The following is a 16,795-nucleotide window of genomic DNA, read 5'->3' as shown; positions in this document are numbered from 1 at the left end:
CCGAGGCCGAGCGCTTGCGCGGGACCGGCAGCGGCTCCGCCAGCGCCGAACGGGTCGTGATCGACCTGTCTCACTATGCCGCCGTGGCCGACCGGCTGCGGACCGCCCCGACACCGAAGGAGGAGCCCAGGGAGTGAGTACGACACCGATGCAGATGAGCGAGGCACGTCGCTTCCAGCAGCTCAAAGGGCACCTGTCCTACCTGAAGCTGAACGACGCCGCCGAGGCCCTGAACCGGGTCCTGGACCAGGCCCGCACCGAGCGCATGTCGCTGACCGCCGCCCTGGAACGGCTGCTGGAGATCGAGGTCGAGGCGACCGAGGCCCGCCGCCTGGCCGCCCGGCTGCGGTTCGCCTGCCTGCCCGAGCCGTGGACGCTGGCCGACTTCGACTTCGCCGCCCAGCCCGGCGTGGACGAGAAGCTGATCCGCGACCTGGCCACCCTCAGGTTCCTGGACGACGCGAGCAACGTCCTGTTCGTCGGCCCGCCCGGCGTCGGCAAGACCATGCTGTCGGTCGCGCTCGGCCGGGCTGCGGTCGAGGCCGGCCACCGCGTCTACTTCACCACCGCCGCCGACCTCGCCGCCAAGTGCCACAAGGCCGCGCTGGAGGGCCGTTGGAAGACGGTCATGAACTTCTTCGCCGGGCCTAAGCTCCTGGTGATCGACGAGCTGGGCTACCTGCCGCTGCCCGAGGACGGCGCGTCCGCGCTGTTCCAGGTGATCAACCAGCGGTATCTGAAGTCGAGCACGATTTTGACCACAAATGTCGGTATTGCGGACTGGGCCGGGGCGTTCGGCGACGCCACCGTCGCGGCCGCCATGCTCGACCGGCTCCTGCACCGGGCGGCGGTCGCCGGCATTGACGGCCCGTCCTACCGCCTGCGCGGCCACCGTAACCAGGCTGAGAACCTGCGGGCGGGGGTGAACTCCCGTGCCTCGTAACACCGCAAGCAACACCCAACCCGCAGGATCTGCCGGGCAGTCGAGGGTCTGCCCCGCCTGCCGGACCGGGTTCTCCGTCAGCAATCCGAGCAGCCGGCAGGTCTACTGCTCGCCGAGCTGCCGGGCCGAGGGCCGCGTTCCCGAGCTGGTCACCCGCACCTGCCCCGTCTGCGAGGCCGAGTTCAGCACGACCTACCCGCCCCGACGCCAGTACTGCTCGCACGAGTGCCGGATGGAGTCCCGCCACAGCGAGGTGGCGATGGACACCCGTGTCTGCCCGGTCTGCGAGGCCGAGTTCCCGGTCGAGAAGACCGTCCGGCGGATCTACTGCGGCGCCGACTGCCGTCTGGAAGCCGAGCGCCGACGCGAGCAGGAGCGCGAGGAGGACCGGGCCCGGCGCCTGGGTGAGAGCCCGCGTCCCTCGACCGAGCTGCCCGCGCCAGCGGCTTCGCCGCCGCCCCGACCCTCCCGCACTTACAGCCCGGCCCGGGACCCGCTGGAGCCGGCCGCGACCCGCAACTGCCCGCACTGCGACCAGCCGATCACCATCGTTGCCCTGCTGGCCACCCCGGAAGCCGCCCGGCCCGCCATCCACCACCGAATCACCGACCTGCCGCAGCTGCGGAGGATCCCCTGACCCTCACCACTGATGCCGCCGGCTCCAACCCAACTCGGTGATCTGACCCGCTGTCCACCTTCGGGCCCGCCGACCTTCGGTCGGCGGGCCCCGCACTGCGCTGGAGTCAAGCCCCTTGGGGGGCCGTGACCTCGTAGTGGTCCAGATAGCCCCGCATCTCGGTGTCGAGTGACGCATCACCCTCGCCGTTGACAGCGCGCCAGAGACGATTCTCAAGCCAGAAGCGGTAGGCGAAGTTCTCGAAGGAGGGTGCGCACCAGAGGATCTCCGCCGTCTGAGCGGCAAGATCGTCCAGGTCGCTCTGCGGCTCGCAGTCCTCCGAGTCCCGCGCTTCGTACTCGTACTCGTAGTCGAGGTAGGAGTTGACCACGAAGACCTCGCCGGACGGGCGCAAGTAGAGGTACCAAAGTACGCAGTCCTGCTGGTCACGGAAGAATCGGACGAGGAACGCGCCAGGCTCGACGGGGCTGGGCAGCGGCTCGGAGAGACTGCTCCAGCAACCAGTCACCGACACCGCGTCCAAGGATCCTTGCAGGTCCGACGACACGTGGAAGGTGACGAAGTCCTCCGGCAACGCCAGTCCTTCGGCAGCCAGCCGCTCCTCCAACCGCCCCAGCTTCGCGGCCTGCTCGACATTGAAGTCGCCTGGATCGCCCAGCCACTGGAATGCGCCCGTGAACTGCTTCTCGTCCAGAGGCGGCAGGGTGTCGTAGGGATACCTCTCGTAGGTATAGCGGCAGGAGCGGTAGTCGCCGAGATCTGTCGCGCACCAGGCGGCATCAAAGTCGACAGCCATCGCCAGCAGCTCCGTTCGTCAGAGGACACGCGATCGACAGCATGCCACCTGGGTCCGACACCACTGTTGGATCAGAACCCGTGGGAAGTCGGCCTGCTTGTGATCAGCTGCCGCTACTCGCCACATCGCGGACCCGACGCGCACGCGCTCGCCGATCCCCACCTTCCTCATATCCTTGACCAACTCAATCAAGCGGGGAACAAGAGCAGCCCTGGGGATTTTCGCGGATCCTCATCACGGGTCCGGCGCCGGTGACGACCAGGGCGACGGGCGGGTAGCCGGGCCGGGTGTGGCCGGGCCAGGTGCGGCGCCACCAGTGCACCGTGCGGTCAGCCGGGTCCTGCTCGGCCAGCGCGGGGTCGGTGCTCTTCAACCTTGGTGCGGAACAGCTCGCGGTAGGCGGTGAACTTCGCGGCCACCCGCTGCGGCGACATGGTGGAGCGGTCGACCTCCACCATCAGCACCGGCACCCCGATCTCCGGGGCCTGCCACACGCAGTCCGGACGCACCTTGCGCCGCCCGCCCGGCAGCAGGAACTCCACCTCGGTCGCCCAGTCGGTCACGGTGCCGACCCCGCCCGCAGCTTCGGGCACGGTGCCGCCGAGGACGAACGCAGTGATCGTCTCGTTGACCGCCATCGCATGCTGGGCACCGGAACGCCCGGCGCCCCGGTGATGGTGGCCGGGTCGAAGCCGTAGGTGGTGGCCATGTAGGCGACCGTGACGGTGGCGTACCAGCCGGGGCCGGTCGGGGGCTGGCCGTGGAAGGTGGCCGGGCAACGGACGTTCCTCGGCTGCCGGCGGGGCGGCATCAGCCACTGAGAAGCACAGTCCGACTGGCCGCGAATCGGGTAGTCGCTGAGGTCAGGGGCGGCCGTTACCGGACCGCGACCAGGAGGAAGGTCCCCAGTGCCAGCGGGTGCACCGCATCGCACCGCAGCCCCGCGTTGGCGAGTAGCTTCTCGTATTCGGGGCAAGTGCGCTCTCGGCCTCCAGTGGCCACCAGCATCTGCATGTCCCAGCGTGACGCCAGCGAGGTGGTACCGTCCTCGGGCAACAGCCGTTCGACGATCAGCAGCTCGGCGCCCGGCTGCATCGCGTCGTGGCACACGCTCAGTAGGCGGGTGCAGTCTGCGTCGTCCCAGTCGTGCAGGATGCGCGAGAGCAGGTAGGTGTCGGCGCCTGCTGGCAGCGCCTCGAAGAAGTCGCCCGGCACGGCCGTGAGCCGGCCCGCCAACTCGTGTCCGGCGAGTCCGCGTAGGCATGCCTCCACTACGTGGTCCCGGTCGACCACCGTTCCCCGGGCGGTCGACACGGTGGCCAGTACGGACTTGAGAAGGCTGCCGTCGCCGCCACCGATGTCGACGATGTGGGCAGCCTTGGCGAAGTCGTACGTCCGGCGCAGTTCCTCTCCGACCACGTCGGCGCAGGCCGCCATGGCCCGGTCGAAGCGGCGGGCGCGGACCGGGTCGGTGGCGAGATGATCGAACTGCTCGAGCCCGAAGGCATGGCGCCACCCAGTCTCCCCAGTGCGAATGGACTTGGCCACGTGTCCCCAAGCCTGGTAACAGTCCTCGCCGTAGAACAAGGCCAGCTCGCGGAAGTCACCACCCTTCTGGAGCAGCCGGGCCAGGTCGGTCGCCGTGTATCCGGAAGTCTCCTCGCGGTTCACGACTCCCAGGCCCGAGAGGAAAAGCAGTAGCCGGGCCACCGCCTCCTCGTCGCATCCCGCGGCGGCGGCGACCTCCTTCGGGGATTGCGGCGTACTGGTCAGGGCGTCCAAGACCCCGCTGCGCACGGCGGCGTACACAGACTGGGACATCCAGGCTCCGGTCATCAGCGAGAGCAGGCGCTCGGCCTCTGCGGACACAAGCTGTCCTTTCGTTGGTGCGGTGACTCAGGCGGGTTCGGCCGGCAGCGGGCCCTGGGAGAGAAGGCAGGCCGCCCAGCCGGCTACCGTGCGCTGCTCGGATTCCAGGAGCGCCTCGTCGGTCAGCTCGGCTCCGCTGCGCTTCTCTACCTGGGTGGCGAGGGCCATCCAGTCGAGCGAGCCGAGGCCGAGCAGTGCGAAGTCCGTCCGGCACAGGCTCGCATCCGCGAGCAGTTCCTCGGCTGTCCAACCGCGCTCTCCTGGGCGCTCTGACAGGCGCTCTGCGACCAGGCCGGCCACGAGGTGTTCCAGGTCCCGGAGGCGATTCTGCTCGAACAAGTGGTGGGTCATCGCCTAGTCCCGCTTCCGACGGACGACTTCGATTAGCTTTTGCCGGTCCGGCTTTCCGACTAGGTCCACCGGCAGCGCGTTGCAGACGACCACGCGTGGTCTCGGGATGTCCCCGGCCAGGTCCCGCAGCGCTCGGTCGATGCCGGACGGGTCCACGTCCGGCCCGGCCACTACCGCGAAGAGGTCCTCCAGCTCCGGGGTCGCTTCGCGGGCGAGCGTGAAGAGGTGGACGTCGCTGGTTCCCGGGACGGTCCGCAGAGCCTTCTCCAGGGCCTGGGCGTCGACGTACTGTCCGTTGAGGCGCAGTGCCGGTCGGGCCCGCTCAACGAAGAAGACCGTCCCGCTTTCGTCGTGGTCGACGATGTCACCGGTGTGCCACACCGGTCCCGGCGCCTCGTCGCCCAGGTATCCCTCGATGGGGGCGCGAGTGCGCAGGCGCAGTTCGCCGCGCGCGCCGACTGCCGGGTGCACGACCTCGATGCCCGGGATCGGACGGCCGATGCCGTGCTCGCCGATGAAGATCGCGCCAGTCTCGCTGGAGCCGTAGCCGCGTGACAGCCGCAGACCGAAGCGCTGCTGGAAGGCCGTTTCCAGCTCCGCGCTCACCGGTCCCGCTCCGACCATGGCAGCTCGAAGCCCCGCAGCGTTCCCGCTGCGTTGTGTGTCGGTGAGCAGGCGGGCGACCGGCGGTGTCAACCCGACGATCTCGCCCCAGCCGTCGTCAATTTTGCGGGCCAGTTGGGAGACCCGCACTGCCGGTTCGGCGTCCACGTCGCAGCCGTTCAGCAGCGCGCCCACGGCGAAGCCCCAGCCGTAGGAGTGCATCAGGGGAATCGGGACGAGCACCCGGGCCCTGGGCGTCATGCCGAGCCTGACCCGGTATCCCTCGGCTTCGGCCAGTACGCTGGCCACGCCGCGTCGGACGAGCTTGGGCTGACCAGTGCTGCCGGAGCTCAGGTGAAGCACCGCGGTGGAGTCGAGTCCGGCGACGGTGCCGCTTGCCTGTGGTGTCCGGACGGTGCCGCTCTGGTCGATGACGAAGGCCGTTCGGCCGGTGGCGGTCTCGGGTCGCTGACGGCAGGGCAGCGGCACGGCGCCGAGGCGCCACACGGCAAGTGTGCTGACCAGTAGCTCCTTGCCCTGCAGGCCCTCTTGGGCGACCAGGCTTGTCTCGTCCGCGCCGGCTTGCCGCAGGCGGTCGGCCGCCTCCTCGACGGTATCGGCAACGGTGGTCAGCGCCTGGCCGTCCAGCTGGGCCTCGCCGGCCAGGAGACGCGCCGCCAGGTCCTGCCGCGTACTGGTCGTGATCGTTGTCGTCATGCGCGTGCTCGCTTCACAGGGAGAAGTCGGCGGGGATCAGGCGGCCGATCCGCAGGACCGGAAGTACCGTCAACAGGGCGCCCACACTGCCGATCCACATGGTCGGGACGACGCCCATGCTGGTGCCGAGCCAGCCGGCCATCAGGGCTGCGATCGGCGTGCCGCCCCACACGGCGAAGCGGATGGAGGCGTTCATCCGGCCGAGCAGGTTCTTCGGGCATAGCCGCTGACGCAGGCTTACCTGGGTCACGTTGAAGACCACCGCCCCTGCCACCATGCCGAACTCCGAGACGATGAGCAGTACTGTGGCCAGCGGCTTGTCGTCACGGCCGGCCAGCGCGGCCAATGGGCTGACCATGCAGAACACCGCGGCTGCCACCAGGCCGCCAGCGATGACCAGACCGGTCGAGAAGCGCCGGCGCAGTCGAGGCGCCATCATCGCCCCGATCGCTCCGCCGATCGAGCCGAAGGTCATGACCACCCCGAGCATGAAGGCGTTGAGGCCGATCTGGCGCAGGATCAGAATGGGCAGCAGCGTGGCCACGAGGTTGGCGAACAGGGCCGAGAAGCCCATCGACAGCACGAGCCGCCTGATCACGGGTTGCTTGCCGACGAAGCGCAGCCCCTCAGCGATCTCCGCCCCCAGCGACCGCTGCTGCCGCTCGGACGCCTGCTGGCGTCGCTCCGTGTCGCGGGTCAGTACCAGTGTCACCACACTGCTGGCATAGGCGAACGCATCACTGAGCATCACCACTGGGGCACTCAGAACTCGCATGAGCAGGCCGCCGAGAGCCGGTCCCCCGGTGGTGGCCAGCTGCGCGGTGGCTTCGAGTCGTGCATTCGCCCGGCCGATCTCCTGGTCCGTGACCAGTACCGGGATGTACGACTGGTAGGAGACGTCGAAGAAGACGGTCGCCAGTCCGACCACCCCGGCAACCACGTACAGCTGCCAGATTCGAAGCTCACCGACGGCCCAGAGCAGCGGAATCGCCAGGACGGCGAGCAATCGGACGAGGTCCGCGACGATCATTGTGTACCGCTTGAGCCAGCGGTCGATCCAGGCACCGGCTGGCAGGCCGAATAGGAGGAAACCGACGCTGCCCAGCGCGCCGAGGATGCCGACCTGCTGGTTGTCCGCGCGCAGCAGGTCGACGGCGATTACCGGCATGCCGACCGCGCCGATGCGGGTGCCGAACTCCGAGAGGGTCTGCCCGGTCCAGAAGCGCAGGAAGTTGCGCCGGGCTGCGGCGGTGGCCGCCGGATCCGGGGCGGCGGGGTGTGTGGTGGGGCTGCTCTGGGCGGTGCTTGGGTTGCTCATGGTTGTGGTGCTCGTCTCGTGTCGGTGGGTCAGCAGGCTGTGTTGGTCTTAGATGAAGACCGACCCGCGGGTGCTGAGGCCAGCGCGGTGGACGATGTCCTTGACATGTTGCAGCCCCACAACGTAGCGCTTGCTGCCGTAGATCAGATAGCGGTCGCGGTCTGCCTCGTTGGTGAAGTTGACCGTGAGGACGTTCGCTCCGGCGCCCAGGCCCGAGGATTGCCCGCCCTCCTCGTTCTTCTCCAGGGCGCTCACCGAGGGGATCAACAGGTGCGGGTAGCAGATCCGCAGGACAGCCATGATGTTCAGCGCCATGCCGACCGGTGCGGCCGGCAATACCGACATCGGCGTGTTGGGTGCCGGCACGAATGGGCTGACACTGCACATGTGCACGCCGAGGTCACCGGCCAGCAGGACGTCGTCGACGATGCTGTCCAGGCTCTGGTCGGGTAGACCCGAGATCAGCCCGGTGCCCACCTTGTAGCCGAGCGCCAGAAGGTCCTTCATACAGCGCAGCCGCTCGTCCAGGCTTTCGTGCCGCAGCCGCATGTGCAGCTCGGGATCGCTCGTCTCGTGCTTGAGGATGTAGCTGGTGGCTCCCAGCTCGCGCAGTTCCTCGTACTGCTGACGGGAGAAGTTGCCGAGGTTGAGCAGGATCTCGACCTTGCCGTCGTAGAGCTCCCGGATTGCCGGGATCGCCTCCTTGACCGCGACCAGGGAGCGCGGAGTCTCGCCGCCCTGCAGGAGGATGATGTCTATGCCAGCTTCGCGGATTGAGTTGACGCAGCTCAGGATGGCCTCGCTGCTCATGAAGAAGCGGTCGTTCTCCCGCGTGTTGTCCTTGCGCATCGGGCAGTACTCGCAATTCACCCGGCACACGTTGGTGATCTCGACAACGCCGCGAAGCACGACCTGGGGGCCGAAGTGCTCGTCCCGCAGACGGCGTGCCTCGGCGAACAGCTCCTGCTGGCTCTCCCCAGTAGCCAGGAGCGCTTGGCGGATCTCAGGCGGCGTCAGCATAGTCACGCTCATTCACATCGTGGGTTGGATCATCTGACCGGTCAGCATTCGGAACAGCGAACTCGACGATCTGCTCTGCCAGCAGCGACGGATCGGCATCGCGGCGGTACAGCTCCACCACGGTGCGCAAGTCGGGTTGGAAGTGAACGACCGAGACCCGGCCGTTGACCTCCGCCCGCACCGGCTGACCAGGGCGCAGCGCCGGGCCGGACAAGTACAGTCGCACCCGGCCCGCACCACCGGTTTCGAGCCGGTAGGCGTCCGGGGCGAGCCGCTCGGCCCGCAGCCAGGCGCCGGTGTGCTCGTCGACCTGTGCCAGCTCAGCCCAGTGGGCGCGGCCGTGGCCGTCGTCCAGCGCGCGGTGGTGCACCACCGGCCGGTCCGCGGCTCGGTGGCGGCCGTCGAGCCAGCACTCCAGCCGGGCCAGGCTCTCGCCGCCCTCCGTCATGCGCAGTGAGCGCAGCGCGTGGGTGCCGTCGGGTACCTCGAGGTAGCGCAGATGCGGGTGACCGAGCCGCTGCAACTCGCCGACCGCACCGCGGGCGAACTCCGGTGAGACCTGGGTGTCCTGCGCCCCGTGCACGACGAAGAGTGGGACGGCCAGGGCGTTCGGCAACAGGTAGCGCGTGCGGGTGTCCTGGCCCATGGTTTCCCAGGCCGACAACCCACCGGCCATCGGGACCACCGCGGAGAAATGCTGTCCGAACCGCATCCCGAGGTTCCAGGCGGCGAAGGCACCCATGGACACCCCGGCCAGCACCGTCCGGTCGGGGTCGACGTCGAGGTGGGCCAGGGCCCACCGCAGCGCCGTGAGTGGAAAGTCGTCCCGGTGCGGCCGCCAGGACGGCTTGCGGAAGCGCTCGCCGAACAGCCGGCTGAGGACGTCGGGAGCTGCGGCGCCTGCCGGCGGTAGCTGGGCGTTCGGGTACAGGACGACCATTGACTGGCGCTCGGCGAGCCCCGCGAAGTAGGGCAGAACGTGCTCGGCTCCGGCTCCCTGACCATGTAGCACAATCAACACACCCGGGCGCCAGGCCTTAGCACTCTCGGGAATTCGGACCAGCATCTCGGTGCACCGGCCATGGATGTCCCGCAGCTGTACGGCTGAGATGCCGGGGTTGAGCGGCCGCCGACCGGGCGCGCCGAGGAGGGCACTCAGCTCGGTCGGTCCGACTCCCGCTCCGCACAGTCTCTCGACTACCGTGTCCGTGTCCTGTGCCAGGCACCGGGCTCGGATTTCCCGCGGGTTCATCCTGGGATACCGACGAGGTGGGTGCTCAGCCGGTGGAGCTGCTGGTCGACCGCGTTGTCGATGTCCTCGCCGGACAGAGCGAGGAGAAGCTTGGCCTTCTTCAGCACGGTCGCCCCGGCGCCGATGAACGGTGGAGAGCACAGCTCGCTCGGCAGCACGATCGGCCTGAGCACCGCCTCGTCGCTGGCTTCGACGCCGTCGAAGGTCGCACGGGCGAGCCGGCCGAGGATGTCCGCGCAGACCACTTTGGCGATCGAGCAGGAGTACGGGTCGAGCTTGGTCAGGCTGCCGGTGGCCTGGATGTTGCGGGAGGGGCAGCCACTCTTGCAGATGTCCCGGGCGTAGCAGGACTGGCACGACACGTTCTGCAGCGGCATCGCCTCTGCACCGATTTCGCTGCGCCGCTTCAGGTCGACGAATACCTTGCGGTCATTGCCGACCTTCCCCACGTTGTGGTTGTACTCCTTGTTGCGCTTCGGGTCCTGCAGCTCGGGACACATGATGAGATCGCCGGTGGCGTTGAGGACGAAGTAGTTGCCCTCCCCGTTCATCGGGCCGCAGTACGAGAGCGGGTCGGTCAGCAGGTGCTGGAAGGCGTAGCCGAAGACCGCAAGGCCGGTCCCCCGCGCCGCGTCCATGGCCTTGATGAGGTTGGTGGCGTAGATCTCTGGGCTGGGACTGCTGTAGCGGCGCAGCCGTCCCGCAGTCGTGGTGCCCGAGGGGCCAACCGGCTCGAAGTGCAGGAAGCGGACGCCGAGATCGGCGAAGAATCGGACGGTCTCGTCCATGTACTCCACGGTCTCGCCGGTGATCGTGGAACGCACCCGGAACTCGGCCGAGTTGGCGGCGAGGAAGCGGATCGTCTCGATGGTGTCCGACACATTGTGCCGGGTGCCGTAGATCCGCTGGCTCTGCTGCCGGGCGGGAGCCGCGTCCATCGAGACGGTCAGCTGGAAGCCGTTGTCCACGACGTACTGCATGTCCTCGCGCGGGGCTGTGCCGTTGGTGACCATGCGCAGCAGGTAGCTGACGCCTTCCTCAGCGCAGCGCTTCTTCACGTACTCGACGACGGCCTTGACCTCGGGCATGTTGAGCGTCGGCTCGCCACCGAAGAAGTTGACGCTGAACGGCTGGTTCAGGGTGGCCGGCTTCCGCTCCAGCGCATGGTCGACCATGGCCAGCATGCGCTGCAGTGGAAGCGTGGCCTGGCTGTGGCCGACCTCGCTGAAGCAGTACACGCAGCTCATGTTGCACAGGTGGCTGACCACCAGGCTGACCCCCCAGGCCGGGGGCTGGGTCTGGTGGAAGCGCCCAGTGGCGAGCAGTCGGTGACGGTCCAGCACAGGACGCCATGGCGCCTCGGCTCGACGGGCAGTCGGCACCCGCAGCGCGTGCATGGACCTGGGCATCAGCAGGTAGGTCCAGTCGTCGGTGACGAATGCCGGCAGGTCATCGATAACGGTTGCGGTCATGGCGTCGGCTCAGCATTCCTAGTCGTCGGCGAAAATTCGAAACGTGCCAGCGTGACGCAGGTGCGGCTCAGCCGGCGTGCTCCAAGGGCGAGGAGCCGGAGGGCGAGCGGGATGTCCACCGCCGGGATCGGAAGGTCCAGCACCGTCAGGCCGAGTTCGCCCGCGAGCGGCGCCAGCGCGGCAACCAGGGCAGGGAGCCCGTCAAAGATGGTGCAGGGCAGTCCGCTGAGGCAAAGCCGGTCGCGGTCGGCTACCCAGTGCACCCGGCGCGCGCGCCCGGCCGGTGCCGCCGGTGCCAGGAGGTCCTCGGTGATCCAGGGCTCGTCCGGCCCGCCCGCCCGCCCGAAGCTCAGCGATCCGCTGACCGGGGTGTCTCGGTGCACCTCGACCGCGGACATCTGACCGTCTGCCGTGGCGGCGACCGAAAGCGGGACCAGGTACCGGTGGATCCACGGCCCGTCCTGACGAAGCCGCAGGCGTCCTGCGAGCAATGCACTGTGGCTGGCTCCGGCCGCGACCCAGGCAGCGATCCCCCGCCGGCCTTCGCGGCGGGCCGACTCGCGCAACCAGAAGGCCATCTGCAGGGCGGCCGCGCCGCCGCGGGCCGCCTCGTCCACGGAGACCCCCTTGAGCACAAGGTGGTCACCCCAGACGAATCCTCGATGGACGGCGCTCAGACCGCCGTCCGGGCCTGGCAGGCAGACCCAGCGGTACGGGCTGTCGGCGTTGAGCTCGGCACCGAGTCGATCCTCCGTCAGACCCGTGAGGTCAAGCAGGCGCAGCACCTCCGGGATGTCCGCAGACGTGATCGGACGCACCTCGACCTGTGCGTTGGCCACGATGCTCATAGCGGTCTGCATCACTTCGGCGTCTGGCGGCTGAGCGCCAGATAGGGCAGCTGAGCCGTCTCCTCACGGATGTTCCCTTCCGGGAGCGGGACACGTGCCATCTTCTTGACCGAGTGGCGCCACGCCATCATCGTCAGCAGGTGTCCGGTTGAGAAGAACCGGCCGTCGAAGTCTTCGAGGATCCAGGAGAAGAGCTTCTGATCGACGGGGTAGTACACCGGGTTCAGCAGCTCTTCGTCCGGGATGGCGAGTTGCCGGGACAGGCCCGTGGACGGCAGCACGCGATAGCCCACGTGCAGGATGAGCTCGTCGTCCTTGAGGTAGGTGTTGGCGTACTCGGCAGAGGCTCGGACGCTCTCGCGGTCCTCGCTCGGACCACCGAGCACGATGATGACCCGCAGAACGAGGTCGTGCCGACGGCACCGCTCGAGGAACCGTGTCACATGGCGGGTGTCGAAGCGCTTGCCCAGCACCCCCATCATCCGCGAGTCGAGGCTATCCGGAGACACCACGATCTGCTCGACGTTGCTGGCCGGCAGCATCTGCGCGAACTCGTCGTCGAACGGCTTCGGGGTGAAGTAGGCAGACCAGGTCAACCCTGGCAGGTTCAGATCAGTAATCAGCTTCACGACCTGTTTGGCGAAGCGCAGCTCGCTGTTAAAGATCGCGTCCGTGAAGAACACTCGCCGGATGCCCGCCGCGTAGATCGCCTTCAGCTCGGCGGCGATCAGCTCGAGTGGCTTGTAGTCGCCGCTGTTGTCCCCGCTGATGTACGCATAGGGGCAGTAGACGCAGTCCTGATAGCAGGTCTTGCGCCGGGTCTCGATCCCGATCATCGCCTTCGGAACCTGGGCATAGGCCATGAGCAGCGGCGCCGGGTGCGCGAGTTCGTTCGTCGTGAAGCCGACGAAGCGCTCGCCGACGAGGTTGCGGCCCATCGCGCGGTACTTGCCCGGGTCCGCGACGATGTCCAGCATGCACTTCTCACCGGGACCGACCACACCGACGTCCAGCTTCAGCCGGGCCAGGAGGGCCTGACCGAACAAGCTGTAGCCCGGACCTCCGCCGATCAGCAGAGGATCGGAGGTCACGACCTGCCGGACCCGGTCGACGAACCGCTCGTAGTGGTCCACGAAGCCATCGTGGGCAAGGTCGATCGGATCGATATTGCGTATGGAGAAGCCGATGGCGTCCCAGGATTCCGTCGCCCATGTGAGGTCCTCGAAAGCCTCGGGGTTCTCCATAAAATCAAAGAGTCGGGTCTCGTGGCCAGCCCGCTCCAGCGCGTCCTGCACGCATCGCAAGCCGATAGGAAAGATAGGATCGTTTCCCGGCATCGGCAGACTGGCGAGGTTGACAAGTGCAACGCGCGCCACGTTGTCTCCTCACGGAATTGCGAAGCCAAATAGGATATCAGACGATTTCTAAACCGCCCGGGCTGTCATCCAATTTGCTCATGCCGAATGAGCAGGCCTCAGGATGGAACACGGATCGATGAGAATTCACCGAGCGGTGGGCTGACAACCGGGATCGCCAGCCCACCGCTCTAGCGATGCAACTCCTCAGACCTGGTCGAAGTAACCTGCTATGCACTCCCGACCAGAACGCGACTTAGCTTGTCAGTCGCAGGAGTTGGACATGCCGATGGAAGCGAAGAAGTCCTCGTGCAGCATGCTGCAGAGGGTGTCGCTGACCTGGTCGAACCGCTGAGGGTTCGTGCGGACGAACTCCTCCATGGCGGCCTTCTCCATCACCATGCCCGCGTCGCCGAGCGCCTTCCGCGGGTCCTTCGCCAGAGCGTCGGCGAAGTCCTTATCGTAGGTGAGACGCCCGACCAGGGCGTCGAGGATCAGCGCGACGTCGAGTGCGCCAATCTGCTGTTCCAGCGTCAGTTCAGCCATGTGTCCCTCTCCCGCTAAAGCTGTCTGCTTTGCACACCGGCCGGTGCTGAATACGTTACATGGACACGGACAACAGGTCTAGCCTCGATCTTTCCCAACCGAAGCTGCCATAGACGCCGAACCGTAGGGAGGGTGTGATGCGCTGCGCTTACTGTGCTGGTCAGCGTGCGATTGACCGTGCGTACGGGGAGAAGCTTGAGGCGCGCACGTCGGCCTCGATTCGTCAGAGCTTCTGTTCGACTGACGACCTCGTCGATTCACCCCATTCATCCCTTGGGTCGCATATAGAATCTTCGCGTCTGGCTACGCCCAGACATGGGTCATGCCCGTCGACTTCCTCGTGGTTCAGGCCTTCGACCAGTACGTGGATGAACGCCACGAGATCCTCGGATCGGGCGGCAGCGACTTCCTGCTGGTCAACCTGTTCCGGGCACCACTTGGCGCCCCAATGTCGCCCGACGCCATCGGCGAGCTCTGCGAGAGCCTCGGCAAACGCGCAGAACTGTCTCGCGCCGCTGGTCGCGGTGTGCGCGCTGGCGACCGCTATGCCCGGCTGCGTGCTCGGCGACTTGCCGCCGCTGGCCGTACCGCCACCGCGGCCACGAGCAGCACGACCGCCGGGGTGAACCGTCCCAACTGATGATCGGCACCGGTCGGTGCGCAGGAGAATAGGCCGGGTGACCAGCACTCAGCCGCGCGGCATAGGCTCCTTGATCCCCACTTCCCGCACCCAGGCGACTCCCGGCGAGCTGGCGGCCGCCCAGCTGCTACACCTGCGCTCCGCGACCGTTCCGGTCCCGGTCCTCGCCGCGGCCGCCGCGCTGATCGCCGCGCAGCTGGAGGACCCGGACCCGGCCACCCGCGAGGCCGCCGGCGCCGTCCACGCTCGCCTGCTCGCCGCCATCGAGGACGCCGCACCTGACCGGTAGTCGACCGGCCGTGTTGGCCAAGCTGCGTCGGGCGCCGATCCACGCCATTCAGCTGTCCGTCGGCGTCTGGGACGCGGAGAAGATCATCCCGCCCGGGCCCAGCAGTCGGCGGGCACCGGGGACCGATTTAGGCAACTGGGGAGCGGGCGTCGCTGGTTCCTGGAACGGGGAGCGCTCTACCGGCAGGAGCCGGGCCGCGTCCCCGACCGCGGGGGTCGCGGCCGCGGTCGACTCGGAGAAGGGCCGCCACAACGGGCGGCGATGTTCGGTTGTCATGATCACCAGTGTGTCAGTCCCCCGACGCAGTCGGTGACCACCAGTCAAATGTCGCTGGTCACCCAGCTTCCAGTTGACCGTCAGGCGACCGGAGCCGGCTGCTCGATGCCCCCGAGCAGCACCACCACTCGCTCCCCTCCACCCGCAGCGGGACGGACCACGACCATCACCTGCGGCACGACCGCGCGCAACCGCTCCTCGGTCTTCCACATCGACGCCGGCCTCCGTCGCGGCGAGCAGGCCCAGCCAGGGGCCCCAACAACAGCACACCAGCCGGTGCGGTCCGGAATCCGGTCCGGGTCGCGGACCGCGGCGCCAGCCAGGCCCAGGAGCAGCCCGATGTCGGTCACCTCGGCCGCTTGGCCGCGGGGCAGGCCCGGCACCAGGCGGGCCAGGGCGTCCGGGACTGGCAGCATGCGGTCCTCACCGACGGCATGCTCGGCCGGGGTGGACGGGGCGGTGGCCTCCAGGAGCGCGGCCAGCCTGGTCGGGTTCGGCGCGCCGAGCGCCATGTGCCGGGCCGGGCCGGGGCCAGCGGGGTCACCGCGTGCTCCGATGGGACAAGTTTGGTCAGGGTGCCGGGTGGCAGGCCGTCGATCGGCAGGATCGGCTGGATGCTGGCGCCGCGGTAGCGCAGCCAGATCGGCTCGCTGTCCGCCTCGGCCTGCACGCGGATCGCCCAATTCCCCGGCCCCAGCCGGCACATGCCGGTCATCGTCACCGGCCACCACCGGCTCTTGCCCCTGCGCACCCACACCGGCTCCAGCCGACGCACCGGCGTGGCCGCTGCGACTTGGTCCAGCTCGTCCTGCGAGAGGCGGGCCGCGTCCAACCAGCCTCCGTACGGCCCTTCGAACAGGCCGGTACGCCACGATGCGCTGGGCGCGGCGCTCAAGGGCTTCTGTTGAGGGTCGGAGTGGTGCACACATCCAGTCTCCCACAGGTATCGAACGCTTGTTCTACTATCATCCCTCGCCTGCCTGCCTGCCCGATCGCCACGGCGGGTAGGCACCAAACAGGCAAGGAATGGAGCCTGGTCGGTCCACTACACGTCGCGCGATCTGCCAGAGTCGGCCGAGCCGCGCTGGCACCTGGGGATTCGCTCTTCGAGGTGGGAGGCGTGGCTCGATGACCTGGGGATTCCGGACGGTACGCCGTTCTTGCTGTCGCCCCGAAGGTCACCCGCCTGCCCGAACGACGTCGGTGACATGATGCGTTGGTGTTCTATCCAGACCTCACGCCCTACAGCTACTTGGACCACGGCCGGGACACCTTCACCGACATGACGACCGGCTACCGATTCGTCAGTTTCAAGGCCCCCTATACGCGGATCAACATCGGCTGGCTCGACGCGAACAAACCCTGGACCGCCGGCCCCGTGCCAGCGGCCTTCGCCGAGAAGCTGCAGGCCATCCTCGCGATCCAGGCCGTCAACGAATGCCTCGGCTATCACGACTGCGACCTCTGCCCGGAGCTCCCCCGGCCGGACGAGCAGACCTGGCGGCGGCTCGGCCATATCCGCGCTTGCAGCGGGAACGGAGAAATCCGCTTGCCAGCACAGCAGGGGGCCGCCTACGCCGCCCCACGGCTGGTCGGGCATTACGTGCTGGACCACGGCTACCAGCCTCCGGAGGACTTCATCGACGCGGTCCTGGCTTTCGACCTGGACGGTCACTCAGAGCCCAGCTGGGCCCGCTTCCCCTGGATCCCGCCGGACGCGGAGGTTCTCGACGAGTGACCGTGGTCCGTGGCGATCTGGTTGCCGCGTCATTGACCTGCTGTACCGTCCGCGCGTCAGCACTCCCAGTAGAAGCGTCCCTCCAGCCGGTCAGGGCTGAGGAAGCCGAAACCATACCCATATCC

18 protein-coding genes are annotated in these 16,795 nt (G+C 68.0%); 5 read left to right on the top strand and 13 right to left on the bottom strand.

What is annotated here, in order from left to right; genetic code table 11:
* The first annotated feature begins 133 nt into the window (after positions 1-133).
* Together istB and LN042_RS35705 are read left to right on the top strand one after the other, a co-directional pair.
* The gene (gene istB / locus LN042_RS35710) at positions 134-943 is read left to right on the top strand and encodes an IS21-like element helper ATPase IstB (RefSeq protein WP_230055628.1); all 810 of its coding nucleotides are present in this window, start codon (positions 134-136) and stop codon (positions 941-943) included.
* On the top strand, positions 933-1,580 hold the full coding sequence (locus LN042_RS35705) for a hypothetical protein (protein WP_230055627.1): 648 nt from the start codon (positions 933-935) through the stop codon (positions 1,578-1,580). Before istB ends, LN042_RS35705 begins: the two co-directional genes overlap by 11 nt.
* 106 nt (positions 1,581-1,686) lie before the next feature.
* On the opposite strand, the gene LN042_RS35700 is transcribed toward LN042_RS35705, so the two are convergent.
* The 12 genes from LN042_RS35700 to LN042_RS35645 all read right to left on the bottom strand — a co-directional run bounded on the left by LN042_RS35700 (position 1,687) and on the right by LN042_RS35645 (position 13,727).
* Complete coding sequence (locus LN042_RS35700; RefSeq protein WP_230055626.1) at positions 1,687-2,376, bottom strand: hypothetical protein; 690 nt, start codon at positions 2,374-2,376, stop codon at positions 1,687-1,689.
* Between the two features lie 329 nt (positions 2,377-2,705).
* A complete protein-coding gene (locus LN042_RS35695) occupies positions 2,706-3,194 on the bottom strand; it encodes a replication-relaxation family protein (RefSeq protein WP_308191920.1) in 489 nt (162 codons plus the stop codon).
* 58 nt (positions 3,195-3,252) lie between these two features.
* On the bottom strand, positions 3,253-4,245 hold the full coding sequence (locus LN042_RS35690) for a methyltransferase (protein WP_230055624.1): 993 nt from the start codon (positions 4,243-4,245) through the stop codon (positions 3,253-3,255).
* A 27-nt stretch (positions 4,246-4,272) separates the two neighbouring features.
* Entirely contained in the window at positions 4,273-4,596 is a 324-nt protein-coding gene (locus LN042_RS35685) for an acyl carrier protein (protein ID WP_230055623.1), read from the bottom strand.
* Positions 4,597-4,599: 3 nt separating this feature from the next.
* On the bottom strand, positions 4,600-5,916 hold the full coding sequence (locus tag LN042_RS35680) for a class I adenylate-forming enzyme family protein (protein ID WP_230055622.1): 1,317 nt from the start codon (positions 5,914-5,916) through the stop codon (positions 4,600-4,602).
* A 13-nt stretch (positions 5,917-5,929) separates the two neighbouring features.
* Complete coding sequence (locus LN042_RS35675; protein ID WP_230055621.1) at positions 5,930-7,234, bottom strand: MFS transporter; 1,305 nt, start codon at positions 7,232-7,234, stop codon at positions 5,930-5,932.
* A gap of 48 nt (positions 7,235-7,282) precedes the next feature.
* A complete protein-coding gene (locus LN042_RS35670) occupies positions 7,283-8,254 on the bottom strand; it encodes a biotin synthase BioB (protein ID WP_230055629.1) in 972 nt (323 codons plus the stop codon).
* Positions 8,238-9,320, bottom strand: coding sequence for an alpha/beta hydrolase-fold protein (locus LN042_RS35665; RefSeq protein WP_249801907.1), 1,083 nt, complete (start codon positions 9,318-9,320; stop codon positions 8,238-8,240). The genes LN042_RS35670 and LN042_RS35665 overlap by 17 nt, the downstream gene beginning before the upstream one ends.
* Before the next feature lie 182 nt (positions 9,321-9,502).
* Complete coding sequence (locus tag LN042_RS35660; RefSeq protein WP_230055619.1) at positions 9,503-10,978, bottom strand: radical SAM/SPASM domain-containing protein; 1,476 nt, start codon at positions 10,976-10,978, stop codon at positions 9,503-9,505.
* Positions 10,975-11,826 carry a hypothetical protein gene (locus LN042_RS35655; protein WP_230055618.1) on the bottom strand — a complete coding sequence of 284 codons (852 nt, stop codon included), beginning with the start codon at positions 11,824-11,826 and terminating at the stop codon, positions 10,975-10,977. Before LN042_RS35655 ends, LN042_RS35660 begins: the two co-directional genes overlap by 4 nt.
* An 11-nt stretch (positions 11,827-11,837) precedes the next feature.
* On the bottom strand, positions 11,838-13,202 hold the full coding sequence (locus LN042_RS35650; RefSeq protein ID WP_230055617.1) for a B12-binding domain-containing radical SAM protein: 1,365 nt from the start codon (positions 13,200-13,202) through the stop codon (positions 11,838-11,840).
* Between the two features lie 243 nt (positions 13,203-13,445).
* Complete coding sequence (locus tag LN042_RS35645) at positions 13,446-13,727, bottom strand: hypothetical protein (RefSeq protein WP_230055616.1); 282 nt, start codon at positions 13,725-13,727, stop codon at positions 13,446-13,448.
* A 322-nt stretch (positions 13,728-14,049) separates the two neighbouring features.
* Between LN042_RS35645 and LN042_RS35640 the strand changes: the two genes are divergently transcribed.
* Both LN042_RS35640 and LN042_RS35635 read left to right on the top strand, forming a co-directional pair.
* Entirely contained in the window at positions 14,050-14,367 is a 318-nt protein-coding gene (locus LN042_RS35640; protein ID WP_230055615.1) for a hypothetical protein, read from the top strand.
* 37 nt (positions 14,368-14,404) lie between these two features.
* Entirely contained in the window at positions 14,405-14,656 is a 252-nt protein-coding gene (locus LN042_RS35635; RefSeq protein ID WP_230055614.1) for a hypothetical protein, read from the top strand.
* 356 nt (positions 14,657-15,012) lie between these two features.
* On the opposite strand, the gene LN042_RS35630 is transcribed toward LN042_RS35635, so the two are convergent.
* Entirely contained in the window at positions 15,013-15,444 is a 432-nt protein-coding gene (locus tag LN042_RS35630) for a hypothetical protein (protein WP_230055613.1), read from the bottom strand.
* A gap of 707 nt (positions 15,445-16,151) precedes the next feature.
* Here LN042_RS35630 and LN042_RS35625 point away from each other — a divergent pair.
* Positions 16,152-16,670, top strand: coding sequence for a DUF7919 family protein (locus LN042_RS35625; RefSeq protein WP_230055612.1), 519 nt, complete (start codon positions 16,152-16,154; stop codon positions 16,668-16,670).
* Positions 16,671-16,795: the final 125 nt, after the last annotated feature.

The organism is Kitasatospora humi, assembly GCF_020907985.1.
Taxonomy (GTDB): Bacteria; Actinomycetota; Actinomycetes; order Streptomycetales; family Streptomycetaceae; genus Kitasatospora; species Kitasatospora humi.
Note: the sequence above shows the minus strand (reverse complement) of the source record. Positions and strands in the feature narration are given on the sequence as shown.

Coding starts and splice junctions, on each gene's coding strand:
- LN042_RS35700 (WP_230055626.1), bottom strand. CDS start 2,376: ATGGCTGTCGACTTTGATGCCGCCTGGTGCGCGACAGATCTCGGCGAC.
- LN042_RS35685 (WP_230055623.1), bottom strand. CDS start 4,596: ATGACCCACCACTTGTTCGAGCAGAATCGCCTCCGGGACCTGGAACAC.
- LN042_RS35680 (WP_230055622.1), bottom strand. CDS start 5,916: ATGACGACAACGATCACGACCAGTACGCGGCAGGACCTGGCGGCGCGT.
- LN042_RS35675 (WP_230055621.1), bottom strand. CDS start 7,234: ATGAGCAACCCAAGCACCGCCCAGAGCAGCCCCACCACACACCCCGCC.
- LN042_RS35670 (WP_230055629.1), bottom strand. CDS start 8,254: ATGCTGACGCCGCCTGAGATCCGCCAAGCGCTCCTGGCTACTGGGGAG.
- LN042_RS35665 (WP_249801907.1), bottom strand. CDS start 9,320: ATGCTGGTCCGAATTCCCGAGAGTGCTAAGGCCTGGCGCCCGGGTGTG.
- LN042_RS35660 (WP_230055619.1), bottom strand. CDS start 10,978: ATGACCGCAACCGTTATCGATGACCTGCCGGCATTCGTCACCGACGAC.
- LN042_RS35655 (WP_230055618.1), bottom strand. CDS start 11,826: ATGAGCATCGTGGCCAACGCACAGGTCGAGGTGCGTCCGATCACGTCT.
- LN042_RS35645 (WP_230055616.1), bottom strand. CDS start 13,727: ATGGCTGAACTGACGCTGGAACAGCAGATTGGCGCACTCGACGTCGCG.
- LN042_RS35640 (WP_230055615.1), top strand. CDS start 14,050: ATGCCCGTCGACTTCCTCGTGGTTCAGGCCTTCGACCAGTACGTGGAT.
- LN042_RS35630 (WP_230055613.1), bottom strand. CDS start 15,444: ATGGCGCTCGGCGCGCCGAACCCGACCAGGCTGGCCGCGCTCCTGGAG.